At 32.4% G+C, this 17,757-nt stretch carries 19 protein-coding genes; 10 read left to right on the top strand and 9 right to left on the bottom strand.

Features of this window, described 5'->3' with window-relative positions; genetic code table 11:
• Positions 1–69 precede the first annotated feature (69 nt).
• Together HNQ03_RS02735 and pdhA are read right to left on the bottom strand one after the other, a co-directional pair.
• The gene (locus tag HNQ03_RS02735) at positions 70–1,725 is read right to left on the bottom strand and encodes a 2-oxo acid dehydrogenase subunit E2 (RefSeq protein WP_173778119.1); all 1,656 of its coding nucleotides are present in this window, start codon (positions 1,723–1,725) and stop codon (positions 70–72) included.
• Positions 1,726–1,792: 67 nt separating this feature from the next.
• Positions 1,793–2,800, bottom strand: coding sequence for a pyruvate dehydrogenase (acetyl-transferring) E1 component subunit alpha (gene pdhA / locus HNQ03_RS02730; protein WP_173778118.1), 1,008 nt, complete (start codon positions 2,798–2,800; stop codon positions 1,793–1,795).
• Between the two features lie 315 nt (positions 2,801–3,115).
• Between pdhA and HNQ03_RS02725 the strand changes: the two genes are divergently transcribed.
• From HNQ03_RS02725 to HNQ03_RS02680, 10 genes are all read left to right on the top strand, one after another.
• A complete protein-coding gene (locus HNQ03_RS02725; RefSeq protein ID WP_226927418.1) occupies positions 3,116–3,526 on the top strand; it encodes a phosphatase PAP2 family protein in 411 nt (136 codons plus the stop codon).
• Positions 3,527–3,551: 25 nt separating this feature from the next.
• Entirely contained in the window at positions 3,552–4,010 is a 459-nt protein-coding gene (locus HNQ03_RS02720) for a BlaI/MecI/CopY family transcriptional regulator (protein WP_173778116.1), read from the top strand.
• Positions 4,011–4,064: 54 nt separating this feature from the next.
• Entirely contained in the window at positions 4,065–4,478 is a 414-nt protein-coding gene (locus HNQ03_RS02715) for a DUF6157 family protein (protein ID WP_173778115.1), read from the top strand.
• 170 nt (positions 4,479–4,648) lie between these two features.
• The gene (locus HNQ03_RS02710) at positions 4,649–5,338 is read left to right on the top strand and encodes an SIR2 family NAD-dependent protein deacylase (RefSeq protein ID WP_173778114.1); all 690 of its coding nucleotides are present in this window, start codon (positions 4,649–4,651) and stop codon (positions 5,336–5,338) included.
• A gap of 6 nt (positions 5,339–5,344) precedes the next feature.
• Positions 5,345–5,992 (top strand): YggS family pyridoxal phosphate-dependent enzyme, encoded by a 648-nt coding sequence (locus HNQ03_RS02705; protein ID WP_173778113.1) that lies wholly within the window; start codon positions 5,345–5,347, stop codon positions 5,990–5,992.
• 270 nt (positions 5,993–6,262) lie between these two features.
• Complete coding sequence (locus HNQ03_RS02700) at positions 6,263–6,487, top strand: hypothetical protein (protein WP_173778112.1); 225 nt, start codon at positions 6,263–6,265, stop codon at positions 6,485–6,487.
• A gap of 167 nt (positions 6,488–6,654) precedes the next feature.
• On the top strand, positions 6,655–7,839 hold the full coding sequence (locus tag HNQ03_RS02695; RefSeq protein ID WP_173778111.1) for a sigma-54-dependent transcriptional regulator: 1,185 nt from the start codon (positions 6,655–6,657) through the stop codon (positions 7,837–7,839).
• Between the two features lie 67 nt (positions 7,840–7,906).
• Positions 7,907–9,259 carry an MATE family efflux transporter gene (locus HNQ03_RS02690; protein WP_173778110.1) on the top strand — a complete coding sequence of 451 codons (1,353 nt, stop codon included), beginning with the start codon at positions 7,907–7,909 and terminating at the stop codon, positions 9,257–9,259.
• A gap of 224 nt (positions 9,260–9,483) precedes the next feature.
• Positions 9,484–11,001, top strand: coding sequence for a carbon-nitrogen hydrolase family protein (locus HNQ03_RS02685; RefSeq protein WP_173778109.1), 1,518 nt, complete (start codon positions 9,484–9,486; stop codon positions 10,999–11,001).
• A gap of 152 nt (positions 11,002–11,153) precedes the next feature.
• Positions 11,154–11,642: a YehS family protein gene (locus HNQ03_RS02680; RefSeq protein WP_173778108.1), complete on the top strand. Its 489-nt coding sequence runs from the start codon at positions 11,154–11,156 to the stop codon at positions 11,640–11,642.
• Positions 11,643–11,695: 53 nt separating this feature from the next.
• Here the strand turns inward: HNQ03_RS02680 and hisIE are convergent, their stop codons facing one another.
• Genes hisIE through hisD form a run of 7 tightly spaced genes read right to left on the bottom strand, consistent with a single transcriptional unit; the run spans position 11,696 to position 17,747 of the window.
• On the bottom strand, positions 11,696–12,280 hold the full coding sequence (hisIE, locus tag HNQ03_RS02675; RefSeq protein WP_173778107.1) for a bifunctional phosphoribosyl-AMP cyclohydrolase/phosphoribosyl-ATP diphosphatase HisIE: 585 nt from the start codon (positions 12,278–12,280) through the stop codon (positions 11,696–11,698).
• On the bottom strand, positions 12,277–13,029 hold the full coding sequence (hisF, locus tag HNQ03_RS02670) for an imidazole glycerol phosphate synthase subunit HisF (protein WP_173778106.1): 753 nt from the start codon (positions 13,027–13,029) through the stop codon (positions 12,277–12,279). The genes hisIE and hisF overlap by 4 nt, the downstream gene beginning before the upstream one ends.
• Before the next feature lie 2 nt (positions 13,030–13,031).
• Positions 13,032–13,745 carry a 1-(5-phosphoribosyl)-5-[(5-phosphoribosylamino)methylideneamino]imidazole-4-carboxamide isomerase gene (gene hisA / locus HNQ03_RS02665; RefSeq protein WP_173778105.1) on the bottom strand — a complete coding sequence of 238 codons (714 nt, stop codon included), beginning with the start codon at positions 13,743–13,745 and terminating at the stop codon, positions 13,032–13,034.
• 22 nt (positions 13,746–13,767) lie between these two features.
• Complete coding sequence (gene hisH / locus HNQ03_RS02660) at positions 13,768–14,346, bottom strand: imidazole glycerol phosphate synthase subunit HisH (protein ID WP_173778104.1); 579 nt, start codon at positions 14,344–14,346, stop codon at positions 13,768–13,770.
• Positions 14,343–15,437, bottom strand: a complete 1,095-nt coding sequence (hisB, locus tag HNQ03_RS02655) for a bifunctional histidinol-phosphatase/imidazoleglycerol-phosphate dehydratase HisB (protein ID WP_173778103.1) — start codon at positions 15,435–15,437, stop codon at positions 14,343–14,345. Before hisB ends, hisH begins: the two co-directional genes overlap by 4 nt.
• Positions 15,438–15,439: 2 nt before the next feature.
• Positions 15,440–16,462: a histidinol-phosphate transaminase gene (hisC, locus tag HNQ03_RS02650; protein WP_173778102.1), complete on the bottom strand. Its 1,023-nt coding sequence runs from the start codon at positions 16,460–16,462 to the stop codon at positions 15,440–15,442.
• Positions 16,452–17,747: a histidinol dehydrogenase gene (hisD, locus tag HNQ03_RS02645; RefSeq protein WP_173778101.1), complete on the bottom strand. Its 1,296-nt coding sequence runs from the start codon at positions 17,745–17,747 to the stop codon at positions 16,452–16,454. Before hisD ends, hisC begins: the two co-directional genes overlap by 11 nt.
• Positions 17,748–17,757 lie beyond the last annotated feature (10 nt).

Here is a 17,757-nt window from a genome sequence, read left to right as displayed (position 1 = left end):
AAAAAAAAAGATTGGGAACGGAAGGCGGAAATTGCTGCCCAAAATAAATTTACAAATATTAAAATTAAATTACAACAATAAACTCAACGGACTTTCCAAATACGTTCTCAAAGTTTGTAGGAATTGTGCGCCAGTTGCGCCATCTACTACTCTATGATCGCATGCTAGAGAAAGCTTCATCGTATTTCCTACCACAATTTGACCGTCTTTTACCACAGGTTTTTCTATAATGGCACCAACAGATAAAATCGCAGAATTCGGTTGATTAATAATAGAAGTAAAAGTCTCGATACCAAACATTCCTAAATTAGAAACTGAAAAAGTCGATCCTTCCATTTCGTTGGCTTTCAATCCTTTAGATTTTGCTCTTCCTGCCATATCTTTCACGGCTGCAGAAATTTGAGTGTAATTCATGAAGTCTGTATTTTTCAATACTGGAACCACCAAACCATCTGGAATGGCAACGGCTACACCAACATTAATTTCCCCATGATGGATAATTTTATCTGCTTTCCAAGTAGAATTTACTTGTGGATGCTTGCGCAAAGCCATTGCTACAGCTTTGATAATCATATCGTTGTAAGAAATTTTTGTATCTGGCAAAGCATTAATTTCTGAACGGGCAATGATGGCTTTGTCCATATTGATTTCTACAATCAAATAATAATGTGGTGCTGTAAATTTGCTTTCTGAAAGTCTTTTTGCGATGATATTTCTTACTTGTGAGTTTGGCGTTTCTGTAGTTTCTCCTGCAACAAAATTCGTTGGCATTTGAACAGCTACTGGTTTTGCACTTGCTTCTGCAGCTTTTTGTGGCACTGTTGCAGCCTCTGTTTTCGCGCTCGGTTGATAGTTTTCTACATCTTTCTTCACGATTCTACCATTTTCGCCAGAACCTTGCATTTCGGAAATTTGCAATCCTTTTTCTTCGGCCATTTTTTTGGCTAAAGGCGAAATTGCTATTCTACCACTATCATTTTTAGCTTCTACTTTTTTAGAATGGTCTGCTTCATCAATTTCATCTCCTTCAGTTTCAACTCTAGAATCAGCAGTTTTTTCTGTTTTCTTTTCAGAATTTTTTGCTTTTCCAGAAGTTAATGATGAAATATCTGTTCCTGCAGGACCAATGATTGCCAAAATAGTATCAACTGGTGCCGCTCCACCTTCTTCTACTCCTTGAAAAAGTAAAACGCCATCAAATTCGGATTCAAAATCTTGAACAGCTTTATCAGTTTCTATTTCTGCGATGATGTCGCCTTCTTTTACTTGGTCTCCTACATTTTTGTTCCAATTGGCAACCTTTCCTTCCGACATCGTATCAGAAAGTCTTGGCATATTGATAATTTCCACACCTGCCGGAATTTCTCCAGAGTTATTGTTAGCGGTATTTTCAATTTCTACGGAATCATCATTTTTATCAGAATTAACTTCAGAATTTTCTACTTTAGCAGTGGTATTTCCTCCTAATAAATTAGAAATATCTTCACCTTCTTCTCCGATAATGCAAAGAATAGAATCTACTGGTGCTGCATTTCCTTCTTCTACGCCAATGTGGAGCATTACACCATCAATTTCGGATTCAAAATCTTGTACTGCTTTGTCTGTTTCTATTTCTGCTAGTATTTCGCCTTCCTTCACAGCATCACCAACTTTTTTGTGCCATTTTGCCACTTTACCTTCTTCCATCGTATCAGATAGACGAGGCATTGTAATTACATCTGCCATAGTTTTTATATTTTTTTAGTATGCTATTATGTAGAATATGCACATTTTTAAATGATCAAATTTTAAATTATTTACCGTTCTCGAACTGATTTAAAAAGGGATAATCTTCTTGTTCATAAACGTATTCATATACTTTGTCTACTTCTGGATATGGAGAATTTTCCATAAACTCTATGCATTCATCTACAAAAACTCTTGCATCTTGTACATAACTTTCTAGTTCTGTTTCTGTAGCCCAATTGTTGGACAAAATTCTAGCTTTCACCAATTCAATAGGATCATCTTTCTTATGCATTTCTACCTCTTCTTTTGTTCGGTAAGGTTCTGCATCAGACATAGAATGTCCTCTGTATCTGTATGTTCTAGCTTCTATAAATGTTGGTCCATCTCCTCTTCTTGCTCTTTCAATAGCTTCAAAAGCGACTTCTGCTACTTTCTCAGGATCCATTGCATCTACAGCTAAACAAGGCATTTCATATCCTAATCCCAATTTGTAGATATCATCATGATTGGCAGTTCTATTTACAGAAGTTCCCATTGCATATTGATTATTTTCTACAACAAAAACTACTGGAAGTTTCCAATTCATTGCCATATTGAAAGTCTCATGTAAAGATCCTTGTCTGGAAGCACCATCTCCGAAGTAGCAAATATTTACGCCTCCAGTTCCAAAATATTTATCTGCAAACGCAATTCCTGCTCCCAAAGGTATTTGACCACCTACAATTCCATGACCGCCATAGAAACGATGTTCTTTGCTAAAAATATGCATAGAACCTCCCATTCCACCAGATGTTCCAGTAGCTTTTCCACACAATTCTGCCATTATTCTTTTAGGATCAACTCCCATTGCCATTGGCAAAATGTGGCATCTATATGCAGTAATCATACTATCTTTAGATAAATCCATCGCGTGAGCAAATCCTGCAGGAATAGCTTCTTGACCATTATATAAATGTAAAAAACCTCTAATCTTTTGTTTTAGATAGAGAGATCTGCATTTGTCTTCAAATCTTCTCCACATTTCCATATCTTTATACCATTGAAGGTAAACATCTTGCGAAAATTCTTTCATTGTAATTTCTATTAAAAAGCAAAAATAAGAAAAAACTTTATCTTTTTAATAATGATTGTTCCGATATGGAGTACTTTTTTTTAATCTTTTTATCTTATTTTTGAAATTCTAAATTTATTTATGATCATCAAAGAAAATTCTTTCTTAAAAAAGGTTTCAAAATTTATTTCAAATTTTTTTAATCCTTTCACCTCCTTAGTCCTTTACTTTATATATTTTAGTTACAAAAATTTTACGTTCCATGATTCTATCGAAAGATTTTTGCCCATATTTTTAATTATAATCTTACCCTCAAGTTTATGGATTTTTTATAACGTGAAAAAAGGGAATTATCAAAATTTAGATGTTTCTAATAGGGTAAAACGGAAATCTCTCTATATCTTTATCAATAGTTCTATATTTATTTACTTACTGTTTGACTTTTTTGTGAAGGAATCATTTGATGTGATGATGTTTTTCCTTCTTGTCCTTTTATTAATAATGCAAGTGAGCAATTTTTTCATCAAAAGTTCTATGCATACAGCGCTCAATTTCTTTGTTGCAGCGTTATTTATTTCTCAGAATTTTTGGTTAGGTATCACTTGGATTTTAATTTCAATTCTAGTGGGAATTTCTAGAATTATTGTAAAAAGGCATACGCCAAAAGAGGTATTGATGGGCTTTTTACTTTCGACAGTAGTTTCTTTTGCTTACCTTTATACCTTTATCCAAATGCAGATTGGATAATTTTCTTATAATTAAAACATAAAAAATGAACGACCTTACCAATACTGAAGAAATGATAATGATGGTTATCTGGTCTTTAGATTCTGCTTATCTTAAGGATATAATGGAAGCACAGATCAATCCGAAACCGCATCAAAATACCGTTTCTACTTATTTAAAAATTTTAAGAGAGAAAAAATTTGTTTCTACCAAAAAAGAAGGCAGAATTTTCAAATATTATGTAGAAATTTCTTACGAAGATTATAAGAGCCATTTAATTAATCAACTTCTAGAGAAACATTTTGATGATTCTAGTCTTGCAATGGTGCAGAAAATGATTTTGGACAAAACTTTAAAAACCGATGATTTAAAAAATATATTTAAATCTGATGGTGATTTAAAAAAGAAAAAGAAAAAATCTGAAATAGAAAATTTGGAAATTGCAGATTTTATTAAAACAATTACAGAACCGAAAAAAAAGAAGAAAAAGAAAAGTAAAAATTGATAAATTTGCACAATCAAAAAATTCATTTTATTATCTATTTTAAATTAAAAACTAATGAAAGTACACACTACTAACTATAAAAATAATTTCATAAAAGTTGCAGAAGATATTTCTGTAGAAAAATCTGAAATTCCTGCTGTAAAAAGGAACAAAACTTTGGCAAATATTCAATATGAAATGCTGGCTGCCAACCCTTACAAACATACTTCCGATGATGTTTTGTTTGAATGTTTTGCTCAAAAAAATAACATAACTGAAAGCGAAAGAAAATCTGCTAGAGAAACATTTTTTTCTAAAGGTCAACCTTGTCTTCGCTCTTCCGCTTTGGCAAAAAGATACGGTTTCGGTTTTCACTTTAATGATGATAGCAAAGTAGCTTTGGTTCCTATGGAAAGTACTGAATATGAAAATTTCAGTTGCGATGAAAATCTAGAACAGACAAAAGCAATGCGAAATAAACAAGGATAATTTTTGATATTATCCAATTTTTGCTCAGATAATCTTTAGCGATATTTCGGTAAATTATTTAAAATTAAACGGTAGAAAAGGTTCCCAATACACTCACAATTTCTTTTCGATGAATTTACAAACAGATTTTCAATTATTTTTTTAAACTTTCTTTTAAAATTAGAATTAATATGAAAAAGAAAAAACTCGTAGTACTTTCTGGTGCTGGAATTTCTGCAGAAAGTGGCATCAGTACTTTTCGAGATTCTAATGGATTGTGGGAAAATCATCGTGTAGAAGATGTTGCAAGTCCAGGAGGTTTTGCGAGAAATCCAGATTTGGTTTTTCAATTTTATAATCTCCGTCGTCAACAATTGAATAGCGTAAAACCTAATGATGCGCACACAATTTTAGCAGATTTAGAGGCGTATTTTGATGTACAAATTATCACTCAAAATGTTGATGATCTGCATGAAAGAGCTGGTTCTACAAAAATTATCCATCTTCATGGCGAATTGTTGAAAGCAAAACCCATCAATTCTGAAACATCAATTATAGAATGGAAAGAAGATTTAAATTTAGGCGATTTAGATCAAAATGGGATTCAACTTCGTCCGCATATTGATTGGTTTGGCGAAATGGTGCCAGAAATGGATCGCGCTATGGAAATTTGTGCAGAAGCAGATTTATTAATAATTATTGGAACGTCAATGCAAGTTTATCCTGCAGCTGGATTGATTAATTATGTACCAAAAAATTGTGAGATATTTGTGATAGATCCGAACTTGGAAACAAAATTTACAGAAGAAAAAAAATGCTACAAAACTACGGCAACGGATGGTATGCGGCGATTGCTGCCGGTTTTAATGGCAAAAAAATAAATTAAAATGAGTATTACAGAAAATTTTCATAAAATAAAATCTTCGCTGCCTAAAGATGTAACGCTGGTAGCAGTTTCGAAAACACATCCTTCAGAAATAATTCAAGAAATTTATGATGAAGGTCAAAGAGTTTTTGGCGAAAATAAAGTGCAAGAATTGGTAGAAAAGCAGGAAATTCTGCCAAAAGATATCGAATGGCATTTGATTGGGCACTTGCAAACCAATAAAGTGAAATACATCGCTGCTTTTGTAGATACGATACAAAGTGTAGATTCTGAAAAAATTTTGAAAGAAATAAATAAAGAAGCTGCAAAAAATAATAGAAAAATAAAAATTTTATTACAAGTAAAAATCGCCGAAGAAGATTCTAAATATGGTTTAACACTTGATGAAGCAAAAATTTTATTTACAGAAATAATCAACAACAAATATTCTTTCGTAGCATTTTCAGGCTTGATGGGAATGGCAACTTTTACCGACGATACTCAACAACTGAAACAAGAATTTTCTGTTTTGCAAAATCTTTTTAATGATCTGAATTTAAATAAAACAGAACATACATTATCTATGGGAATGAGCGGAGATTATGAAACTGCAATAGAATGTGGCGCAAATTCCGTGAGAGTTGGTTCGGCAATTTTTGGGAGTAGATAGTCGATTAAAGCCTTTATTTAATGTTTAATGAAAAAAATAATTTTAATTGGGTTAATTTTTTTTTGCATTAATATTCATTCACAAGATTCTAATAAGGGAATTCTGTCAGTTGAAAGTAGAACTGAATTAGTTGAGGAATTATCCCAACTGACTGGTTCAAAAATTGAAAAAACTAATACCATAATATTGAATTTTTTTATTAAACCAAAAACAGAACCTAATGGCTCTTGCATAGATTATTATATAAATGACAAATTATATCTAAAATTTTTGAAAAAATACAAAAATATAATTCAATATTATATAGTAGAGCAAATGTATAATTATAAAAGTAAAAAAGTTGTGGAAGACAAAAATGGAGAAATAAAAAAATTGCTTTTTGGAAATGCAGATTTTTGTGGGAATTACATTATTATCGAACCAAATGGAGAATATATTAAGAAGTATGGAGAATACCAGCAAGATGAAATTCCGAAATTGATCAAAAAAAGATAATATATTTTTGCTGACGAAATTTAAAAAAAATATGATATCGTTGAAAAGCGAGTTATATCCTAAAATCTTTAGAAAGATTGGAAATAATTTCTCATGCAAAAAATTTTCCAAAGGAACGATATTTGCTTCCCCATTCTCAGAATTAAATTTAAAATAAAATATAAAATATGCCAAAAATCCTAATTGTTGAAGATGAAAAAGCCATTTCTGGTGTTTTAGAAAGTATTCTTTCTGACGAGCTAAAAGATTACGAATTTGTGATTGCAGAAGATGGTTTGGAAGGCTATAAATTGATAGAAAAAGACGATTTCGCTCTCGTAATCTCTGATATAAAAATGCCAAAACTAAATGGCACAGAACTCCTGAAACAAGCATTGCAACTAAAACCAGAGATTACTTTTGTGATGATGTCTGGCCACGCAGATATCGATACTGCAATAGATTCCTTAAAAAACGGAGCTTATGATTTTATTTCTAAACCTATCGATATCAATCGACTATTAACGAGTGTGAAAAACGCTTTAGATAAAGAAAAATTGCTCGCAGAAAATCAAACTTTGCAAACGGAAAATAAATCTCTTAAGAAAAAAGTTCATAAAAGATTTACGATGATTGGCGAAAGTCCTGCGTTGAAAAAAATTCAGGATATGATTGAAAAAGTGGCAGAATCTGATGCTAGAGTTCTCATAACCGGACCAAATGGAGCGGGAAAAGAATTGGTTGCGCATGCGCTGCATTCCCAAAGCAACAGAAGCAAAGGACCAATGATAGAAGTAAATTGCGCCGCAATTCCTTCAGAATTAATTGAATCCGAACTTTTCGGTCACGTGAAAGGATCTTTCACTGGTGCTATAAAAGACAAGCAAGGAAAATTTGAACTCGCCAATAATGGAACAATATTTTTAGACGAAATTGGAGATATGAGCCTTATAGCACAAGCAAAAGTATTGCGTGTGTTACAAGAAAGTAAAGTTTCTCCCGTAGGAAGCGACAAATCTGTGCGGGTAGATGTGCGCGTATTAGCTGCGACAAATAAAAACATGAAAGAAGAAATTGCAGCTTCAAGATTTCGAGAAGATTTGTATCATCGCCTTTCTGTTATAGAAATTTACGTACCACCTTTGGATGAAAGAAAAGAAGATATCAGGATTTTAATAGAACATTTTGCCAAAGTTATTTCCGAAGAACATGGCAACGCAATGGTTAGTTTTTCTGATGAAGCCATTAAAGATTTAGAAAATTTTAGTTGGACAGGTAACATTCGAGAATTGCGAAATGTTGTAGAAAGATTGATCATTTTGGGTAGCAATCCTGTTTCTGCAGAAGATGTTGCAAATTTTGTGAGAAAATAAAACTCATTTACACTTAATTTCACTTTTATTTGCGGTAATTTTGCCGCAAATTTTTTTTACAAAATTTATGCAAATTTTAAATCCCACTCATACCAAAAGATTATTCCAATTGGCACTTCCAGTGATGGTAACGCAGGTTGGACAAGTGACCGTCCAATTATTTGATAACATAATGGTGGGCAAATTATTGGGAGCAGATGCTCTAGCTTCGGTTTCTTTGGCCAATGGCGTGTTTTTTTCCATTTTTGTATTGGCTTTGGGTTTTTCTTTAGCAATTCCGCCCTTAGTTTCAGAAGCGCAATCTCAAAATGATCATACTAGAATTAATAGAATTTTCCGCCATGGTTTTGTTTTAAATATGAGTATAGGTTTGGCATTGGTCATCATCATGTTGCTTGCATTGCCCATTTTATATCATTTAGATCAACCCGCAAAAATAATTCCTGATACGGAAAGTTATCTTCGGATTTCAATTATCAGTATTTTACCTTTTATGGTTTTTCAGACGATGCGAGAAGTTTCCGAAGGCTTAAGTTTTACAATTGGCGTTACCAAAGCAACTATTATTGCAAACGTGATCAATATTTTTTTGAATTATGTTTTCATCAAAGGATTGTTTGGCATTGAATCTATGGGAGTAGATGGTTCTGCTTATGCATCATTCATTGCGCGCGTATTTATGGCGGTATTCCTATTTTTTGTAATGAAAAAACATCCAACTACGAAAAGATATATGAATGATTTTAGCTTAAAAGCCAAGCTTTTTCAGAAATCTATGTTCCAAAAGTTAATTAAATTGGGAGTTCCAACTGCATTGCAAATGTTTTTTGAAATTACAGCCTTCGCAGCGGCAGCATTTATTTGCGGACTTGTTTCTGCTACCGATATTGCTGCTCATCAAATAGCTTTAAGTTTAGCCTCATTTACGTTCAATCTTTGCATCGGTTTTAGTATTGCAACTACGATAATGACGGGAAACAGATTTGGGGAAAAAAATTACGCAGCATTGCGAGAAGTTGGTATTAATAATTTAAAAATTGTATTTCTTTTCATGGTTTTCTGCGGAATTATCTTTATATTAGGTAGAAATATTTTACCTACATTTTTCACGCAACCTGGAGATTTAGAAGTGATACATTTGGCTTCAAGTTTAATAATAATAGCTGCACTTTTTCAACTTTCCGATGGTTTGCAAGTCCTTTCTTTGGGCGCTTTGCGTGGCATGCAAGATGTGAAAATACCAAGCATCATCACATTTATTGCTTATTGGATTATCACTATTCCATTAGGATATTATCTTTGCGTAAAGATGGAATTGGGTGCTTACGGAATGTGGATTGCACTTGGAATTGGCTTAACAATCTCTGCTTTTTTATTAATAATGAGATTTTTAAAATTGTCTAAGAAAAATTTAATTTAAAATAATAACCACAGCCTTAAATTTACACTAACGTTAGTAATAAATATTTCGGAAGTTATTTATATTGACGAATGAAAAATATGCAATAAAAATCTTATTTCATTTCAATTATAATTAATTCATTTCATTTTTCTATTTTTATAGTAAAAATTCAAATCATCATTATTTAAAAAGTTTTAAAATACTTTTTCAATTGTCTAATTTAAAAAAAACAATATTTCTCTATGGATATCAACATCAGACCTCTCGCTTTTTCAGATTATGAAGCCCTTATTTCAGTAATGAAAAAGGCATATCCACAAATGAAGGAATATGTTTGGCAAGAAAAAAGCATTCAAAAATTAACGAAAATATTTCCAGATGGGCAAATCTGTATTACTGTTGATGGAGAATTGGCAGCAGTTTCTCTCTCGATAATTGTTCGGTATGAATTATTTGGAGACGAGCATACATACAAAGAAGTTACCGGAGATTATACCTTCAATACGCATACAGAAAACGGAAATGTACTTTATGGAATTGAGGTTTTTGTAGATCCAAAATTCAGAGAATTGCGATTGGCAAGAAGATTATATGATGCCAGAAAAGAATTGTGCGAACAATTAAATTTAAAATCGATAATTTTAGGTGGTAGAATTCCAAATTATGGGGAATATAGTAAAGATTTGACGCCTAGAATGTATATTGAAAAAGTACGCGACAAAGAAATATACGATTCAGTTTTAAGCTTTCAGCTTGCGAATAATTTTTTGCCCGTAAGAGTTTTAAAAAATTATCTTCCAGAAGACGAATCTTCCAAAGAAAACGCAGTTCTACTTCAATGGAATAACATTTACTACAGCAAAAAAAATACAGTTTCTACCATGCAAGATAGCATCATTCGTTTAGGATTGGTGCAATGGCAAATGCGACATTTTAAAACAATTGAAGATTTTTATGATCAGGTAGAATTTTTTGTAAATACTTTGGGAGATTACAAATCAGATTTCGTATTGTTTCCAGAATTGTTCAATACGCCTCTACTCGCACCTTTCAACCATATGAAAGAGCGAGAAAGTATGTTTGAATTGGCAAAATTAACAGAAGAAATTAAAAATAAAATTTCAGAATTTGCTATTTCTTATAACGTAAATATCATTTCTGGAAGTATGCCGATTGAAGAAAATGGCGAACTTTTTAATATTTCATACCTTCTTCATCGTGATGGGAAAATAGATGAATACCGCAAAATACACATCACACCGAATGAAAAACGCTATTACGGGATGAAAGGTGGAGATAGCATCAAAGTTTTTGATACAGACTGCGGAAAAATTGGTTTAATTATCTGTTATGATGTTGAATTTCCAGAATTACCAAGACTTTTGGCAGATCAAGGGATGAAAATTTTATTCGTTCCTTACCTCACAGATACTCAAAATGCATATACCAGAGTTCGCGTTTGTGCTGCAGCAAGAGCAGTGGAAAATGAATGCTATGTTGCGATTGCAGGTTGTGTAGGAAATCTTCCGGGTGTAAATAATATGGATATTCAGTTTGGCCAAGCCGCAGTCTTTACACCATCAGATTTTGCTTTCCCAAGCAATGCAGTGAAAGGTGAAGCCACGCCAAATTCTGAAATGACATTGATTGTAGATGTAGATTTAAATTTATTGAAAGATTTGCATTACAACGGTGCTGTAAGAACGATGAGCGATCGTAGAAAAGATCTGTATGAAGTTAAAGATTTAAAAGATGCTTAATTTTGTAATCACAGATCACCCATAATCCTAAAATTTTTCATAAAAAATTTCTCGCAGAATGAGTTAATAGCAATTACTATAACACATTAAAATCTGCGAGAAAGTTGAAAAATGAAGACTAAATCGCATTTTTATTAACGCAAAACTATTCCATGACCAACAACGACATATTCCGAAGAATAAGATTTTTATTTAATTATCCAGATGCCAAAATGCAACGCATCTACAATTTAACCAATTACAAAACAGATGAAAGTCAGATTGTTAATTGGCTAAAACGAGAAGACGAAGAAAATTTTGTAGAAATGCGAGACGTAGATTTTGCAACATTTTTAGACGGATTAATCATAGAAAAACGCGGAAAACGAGAAGGTGAATCTCCAAAACCTGAAAAAGTTTTGAACAATAATATCATCTTAAAAAAACTAAAAATTGCGTTGAATTTAGATTCCGACCAAATACTAGAATTATTTCACAAATCCGCAGTTAAAATGAGTAAGCACGAATTAAGCGCTTTCTTTAGAAATCCAAATCATAGTTCTTACAAACCATGTTTAGATCAATATTTGCGCAATTTTTTAAATGCTTTGCAAAGTAAAGATTCTGCGCAAAAAAGCAAAGACAGCCAAAAGGACAAGTAAACAATGAAAAAATTTTAAAAGAAATTGAGCAATTTATTCAAAAAAGTTTGATATTATCTTCTTTCCATTAAAATTTCTTCGATATCTGATAGTTTAAAAGATTTTGCTTTCAAAAGTATCAAAAAGTGGTACAATAAATCTGCAGCTTCACCTTTAAATAAATTGGCATCGTCGTCTTTTGCCTCTATCACTAATTCTACAGCTTCCTCTCCTACTTTCTGCGCCATTTTATTGATGCCGCGTTGGTATAAATCGTAGGTGTAAGATTTCTCCACTTTTTGGTCTATTCTTTCAGAAATAGTTTCTTCTAATTCATATAAAAATCCTTTAGAAGTCTTTTCTTCAAAACAACTGTAAGTTCCAGTGTGACAAACATTTCCGGCAGGTTTTACTTGAATTAAGAGCGCATCAGAATCACAATCTTCTTTGATGTTTTTTACATAAAGATAATTTTCTGAGGTTTCGCCTTTCAACCAAATTCTATTTTTTGTTCGGCTAAAGAAATGAACTCTACCATCATTTTTCGTCAATTCTAGAGCTTCTTCGTTCATATATCCCAACATTAAAACCTGTTGAGTGCGGCTATCTTGTATAATTGCAGGAAGTAATCCATTCCCTTTTTCAAAATCTAAGTTCATCGTATAGCTATTTTATTTTGTTTTAAATTTTCTTTTAAGTCTGATATTTTAATTTCGTTGAAGTGAAATATACTTGCAGCTAAAGCTCCAGTTGCAGTAGTTTCTGAAAAAACTTCCGTAAAATCTTCCATTTTTCCAGCACCACCAGAAGCAATGATTGGAAGTTGACAAATCTGCGATATATTTTTCAGCATTCTCGTATCGAATCCATTTTTTGTGCCGTCAAAATCCATGGAAGTTAGTAATATTTCTCCAGCTCCTAATTCTGTGACAGTTTTTACCCAATCAATGGTTTTCAATTCTGTTTTTATTTTTCCTCCATTGATGAAAACGTAATCTTCACCATCAATATTTTTGGTATCAATCGCAACAACCACACATTGGTTACCGAATTGTTGCGCAATTTCTTGCACCAATTCTGGTCGTCTTACTGCAGCAGAATTTATGGAAACTTTATCTGCACCAGCTTTTAGCAAAGCTTCTACATCATCCACAGAAGAAATTCCTCCACCAATTGTGAAAGGAATATTGATTTCTAAACTTAGTTTTTCTACCAATTCTATCAATGTTTTTCTACCTTCTAAAGTTGCGGTAATATCTAAGAAAACCAATTCGTCTGCTCCATCATTTACATATTTTTTTGCCAATTCTACTGGATCTCCCGCATCACGAAGTCCAATAAAATTGATCCCTTTTACCGTTCTGCCGTCTTTAATATCCAAACAAGGAATTATTCTTTTTTTCAACATAATTACAGAAATTTTTGAAGTTCTTTAAACGTAATTTTCCCTTCGTAGAACGCCTTTCCTACAATTGCACCGCTGCAACCAATTTTTTGTAAAACTTCTAAATCTTGAACAGAAGAAACACCACCACTTGCAATTAAATTAATATTAATTTCACTTAAAATATCTTCATATAATTCATTTGAAGCACCTTCAAGCATTCCATCTTTAGAAATATCGGTGCAAATTACATCGTTTAAACCCAATGTCTTGTACATTTTTATAAAATCGATGACCTCTAAATCTGAATCTTCTAACCAACCCGAAGTTTTTATTTTTCTATCTAAACAATCAGCGCCTAAAATTATTTTTTTTTCGCCATATTTTGCAATCCATTCTACACATTTTTCTTTGTTTGCAACGGCAATACTTCCAATAGTAATTTGGTTTGCACCTGCATTGAAAGCAGTTTCTATAGCTTCATCAGATTTTATTCCGCCTCCAAAATCAATTATTAAATTAGTGTTTTTGGCAATGTTTTCTAAAACTTTTGCATTTTTTATTGAGCCAGATTTTGCACCATCCAAATCCACCAAATGCAAATATTTGATACCGTTTGCTTCAAAATCTTTGGCTACTTCTATCGGATTTTCATTGTAAATTTTCTTGGTATCATAATCACCTTTGGATAGCCGAACACATTTTCCGTCGATGATGTCTATAGCTGGAATTATTTTCATAATTAAATTTCTGGTTAAATGATTAAAGTTTTAAGAAGTTTTCTAAAATTTTAGAACCAATATCTCCTGATTTCTCGGGATGAAATTGCGTTCCATAAAAATTATCTTTCTGCAAAGTTGCACTAAATGGCAAAATATAATCGCATTCTGATGTCGTATTTTCGCCAATTTCACAATAATAACTGTGGACAAAATAGAAATTATCTTCGTCTGAAACGCCTTCAAATAAAGAAGTTTTTGTTTTTATTAAATTATTCCATCCCATGTGTGGAACAATATCTGTCGCAGGAAATTGCTTTACTTTCAAATCAAAAATTCCGAGACATTTTGTATTTCCTTCTTCAGAAAATTTACACAACAATTGCTGACCTAAACAAATGCCCAAAAAAGCTTGTTTCAAAGTAGGAATTAAAACATCTAAACCTTTCAATTTCAAATATTTCATCGCGGTAGAAGCTTCTCCAACTCCAGGAAAAATCACCTTATCGGCTTGTTTTATTTCTTCTAAATTGGAAGTGATTTTAGTTTCAAAACCTAGTTTTCTCACCGCATTTTCTACCGATTTTACATTTCCCGCGCCATAATCTATTATTGCAATCATAAAATTCCTTTTGTACTTGGTATGGAAAAATTATTTTCATCTTGTTTCACAGCAGCTCTTAAAACTTTTGCAAATGCTTTGAAAATTGATTCTATTTTGTGGTGCTCATTTTCGCCTTCACATTTTATATTTAAATTGCTCTTAGAAGCATCTGAAAAAGATTTGAAAAAGTGGTAAAACATTTCTGTAGGCAATTCGCCAATTTTTTCACGTTTAAAATCTACATCCCAAACTAACCAATTTCTACCTCCAAAATCAAGGGCAATTTGCGCCAAACAATCATCCATTGGCAACAAAAACGCATATCTTTCAATGCCTTTTTTATTTCCTAATGCTTGCAAAAAACATTCGCCCAAAACAATCGCCGTATCTTCAATCGTGTGATGCTCATCTACTTGCAAATCGCCATCAACATTCACTTCTAAATCAAAATTCCCGTGTTTAGAAATCTGTTCCAACATGTGATCAAAAAACGCTAAACCCGTATTGATATTAGATTTTCCACTTCCATCAAGGTTTAATTCAACTAAAATTTTGGTTTCATTGGTGTTTCTTTGCACTTTTGCTCTGCGAGGAATTTGCTTTAAATATTGATAAATTTCGTCCCAGTTTGTTGTGGTTAAAGTCGCTTCTTCAAAATTTTCTTCGGCTATAAAAATAGATTGTGATCCTAGATTTTTTGCCAATTCTACGTCTGTTTTTCGATCGCCAATCACGAAGGAATTTTTCAAATCATAGTTTCCATAAATGTACTTTTGAAGCATTCCAGTTCTCGGTTTGCGATTTGGCGAATTTTCAGCTTCAAAACTTCTATCAATTAAAATTTCAGAAAAAATAATGTTCTCATTTTCAAGAGTTTTCATCATTTTATCCTGTGGTAAATTGAAATCTTCTTCTGGAAAAGAATCTGTTCCCAAACCATCTTGATTCGTAACCATCACCAATTCATAATCTAATTCCTTTACTATTTTGGCTAAATTTTGCAGCACTTTCGGATAAAATTCTAATTTTTCCAAAGAATCTACTTGAAAATCTGTAGGTGGTTCCAAAATTATTGTTCCGTCACGATCGATAAATAATATTTTTTTCATGATTATATTTGAGATAATATTTTTAATAATTTTGAATTTTCTTCAGCAGTTCCAACAGTAATTCGCAGACAATTTTGTAAAGCAGGATGCCTTAAACTCGTTAATATATTTGCATTTAGTAATTTTTCATAAATAATTTCAGCATCTTTAAATTCGACCAGAAAAAAATTAGCATCAGAAGGATAAATTTTTAAAACTGTTTCAATTTCTTGCAAATCAATTTTTAATCTTTCTCTATTTTCTAAAACGATAGAAATATTTTGTTTCAATTGTTCAGTATTTTTCAACTGTTCCAGAGCCAATTTTTGACTTTCAGAACCAATATTGTACGGCGGTTTAAACTGATTAAACAAATCCGCAATTTCGGGTGAAGAAATACCGTATCCTATACGCAAACCTGCCATTCCATAAGCTTTTGACAATGTTTTTAATACAATTAAGTTTGGATATTTGCTAAGTAAATCTACCGCAGATTTCTGTTTTGAAAATTCAATGTAAGCTTCATCCACAATTACAACTCCATCAAAATTCTGAATGTAAAATTCTAAATCATTAATCGAATTTCCTGTCGGATTATTTGGGGAACATAAAAATAAAATTTTGGCTTTCGTTTTAGAAATTTCCTCCTCAAATTTATTTCTATCTATCTGAAAATCCTCATCTAACTGTAGCTTTTCAACTTTTAAATTATTCAACTTTGCAGACATTTCATACATCACAAAACTTGGATTCATCATCATGATCGCATCTTTCGTGGGCTCACAAAATACACGCATCGCTAAATCAATCAATTCATCACTCCCATTTCCTAGAAATAATTGCGTGGCTTGTACTTCATTAATTTCTGCCAACTTGTTTTTTAATTGAAGATGTTCAGAATCTGGATAACGATTAAATTCTCCAAATGGATTCTCGTTCGCATCCAAAAAATCCATTTTTTGATCCAAATAAGAATTCCTTAAGCTTTTATAAGATTTCGCTCCAAGCAAATGTGGGCGAACCATGGTATCTAAATTAAATTTCATTATCTAAAAATTTTAAACGAAGTGAAACAGCATTTTTGTGAGCATCCAAACCTTCTGCGGCTGCCATCAATTCAATTGTTTTTCCAATATTTTGAATTCCTTTTTTTGAGATTTCCTGTACCGTAATTTTCTTTACAAAACTATCTAAAGATACACCGCTATAATTTCTAGCAAAACCGTTGGTTGGCAATGTATGATTGGTACCACTTGCATAATCTCCAGCTGATTCTGGTGTATAGTTTCCAAGAAAAATTGAACCTGCATTCCGTATCCTTGAAATATAATTTCTTGGTTTATCCACGGATAAAATTAAGTGTTCTGGCGCGTAAGTATTACTCATCTCAATCGCTTCATCAATAGATTTCATCAAAATAAACTGACTATTTTCAATGGCAATTTTTGCTATTTCATTTCTCGGAAGTTCCGCCAGCTGTTTTTCAATTTCTTTTAAAGTATCATTAAAAATGAATTCATCTGTTGCAATAAAAATAACTTGAGAATCAATACCATGTTCTGCTTGAGACAATAAATCTGCAGCACAAAATTGTGGATTTGCGGTTTTATCTGCAATCACCAAAACTTCGCTTGGACCTGCAGGTAAATCTATAGCTACATTGTATTCCATCGCTAATTGCTTAGCTTGCGTCACATATTGGTTGCCCGGACCAAAAATTTTATCAACTTTTAAAATAGTCTCAGTTCCAAAAGTGAAAGCTGCAACTGCTTGTGCACCACCAACTTTGTATATTTTTGTAATTCCACACAATTGAGCTGTGTATAAAATTGCAGGATTGATAGATCCGTCTTTCTGTGGCGGAGTGCATAAAATTATTTCCTTGCAATCTGCAATTTTTGCAGGAACGGCCAACATTAACACTGTAGAAAAAAGTGGCGCTGTTCCACCTGGAATGTACAATCCAACATTTTCAATGGCTCTAGATTCTCGCCAACAAACTACACCTTCGGTAGTTTCTATTTCGTTTATTTCCGCTTTTTGTGCAAGGTGAAATCGGAAAATATTTTCTTTTGCCTGCAAGATCGCTGTTTTTAATTCATTCGAAACTTGGCCAATTGCAAAATTAATCTCGGCTTCAGAAACTAAAATATTGTTGATTTGCACTTTATCAAATTTGAAAGACAAATCTTTTAAAGCAGCATCTCCTTCGTTTTTAACTTTTAAGAAAATATCTTGAACAGTAGCTCTTAAATTTTTTTTCTCTAAAGCGGGTCTTTCTAAAAGTCCTTCCCAAATATTTGATTCTGGATATTTTGTTATATTTATCATTCTTTCAAAA

Source organism: Frigoriflavimonas asaccharolytica (assembly GCF_013294015.1).
GTDB classification, from domain to species: domain Bacteria; phylum Bacteroidota; class Bacteroidia; order Flavobacteriales; family Weeksellaceae; genus Frigoriflavimonas; species Frigoriflavimonas asaccharolytica.
Note: the sequence above shows the minus strand (reverse complement) of the source record. Positions and strands in the feature narration are given on the sequence as shown.

Excerpts from the sequence above, each read along its gene's own strand:
- hisC (WP_173778102.1), bottom strand. The coding sequence starts at position 16,462 with ATGAAATTTAATTTAGATACCATGGTTCGCCCACATTTGCTTGGAGCG.
- HNQ03_RS02720 (WP_173778116.1), top strand. The coding sequence starts at position 3,552 with ATGAACGACCTTACCAATACTGAAGAAATGATAATGATGGTTATCTGG.
- HNQ03_RS02705 (WP_173778113.1), top strand. The coding sequence starts at position 5,345 with ATGAGTATTACAGAAAATTTTCATAAAATAAAATCTTCGCTGCCTAAA.
- HNQ03_RS02735 (WP_173778119.1), bottom strand. The coding sequence starts at position 1,725 with ATGGCAGATGTAATTACAATGCCTCGTCTATCTGATACGATGGAAGAA.
- pdhA (WP_173778118.1), bottom strand. The coding sequence starts at position 2,800 with ATGAAAGAATTTTCGCAAGATGTTTACCTTCAATGGTATAAAGATATG.
- hisA (WP_173778105.1), bottom strand. The coding sequence starts at position 13,745 with ATGAAAATAATTCCAGCTATAGACATCATCGACGGAAAATGTGTTCGG.
- HNQ03_RS02680 (WP_173778108.1), top strand. The coding sequence starts at position 11,154 with ATGACCAACAACGACATATTCCGAAGAATAAGATTTTTATTTAATTAT.
- HNQ03_RS02685 (WP_173778109.1), top strand. The coding sequence starts at position 9,484 with ATGGATATCAACATCAGACCTCTCGCTTTTTCAGATTATGAAGCCCTT.
- hisIE (WP_173778107.1), bottom strand. The coding sequence starts at position 12,280 with ATGAACTTAGATTTTGAAAAAGGGAATGGATTACTTCCTGCAATTATA.
- hisF (WP_173778106.1), bottom strand. The coding sequence starts at position 13,029 with ATGTTGAAAAAAAGAATAATTCCTTGTTTGGATATTAAAGACGGCAGA.
- hisD (WP_173778101.1), bottom strand. The coding sequence starts at position 17,747 with ATGATAAATATAACAAAATATCCAGAATCAAATATTTGGGAAGGACTT.
- HNQ03_RS02715 (WP_173778115.1), top strand. The coding sequence starts at position 4,065 with ATGAAAGTACACACTACTAACTATAAAAATAATTTCATAAAAGTTGCA.
- HNQ03_RS02695 (WP_173778111.1), top strand. The coding sequence starts at position 6,655 with ATGCCAAAAATCCTAATTGTTGAAGATGAAAAAGCCATTTCTGGTGTT.
- hisH (WP_173778104.1), bottom strand. The coding sequence starts at position 14,346 with ATGATTGCAATAATAGATTATGGCGCGGGAAATGTAAAATCGGTAGAA.
- HNQ03_RS02690 (WP_173778110.1), top strand. The coding sequence starts at position 7,907 with ATGCAAATTTTAAATCCCACTCATACCAAAAGATTATTCCAATTGGCA.
- hisB (WP_173778103.1), bottom strand. The coding sequence starts at position 15,437 with ATGAAAAAAATATTATTTATCGATCGTGACGGAACAATAATTTTGGAA.
- HNQ03_RS02710 (WP_173778114.1), top strand. The coding sequence starts at position 4,649 with ATGAAAAAGAAAAAACTCGTAGTACTTTCTGGTGCTGGAATTTCTGCA.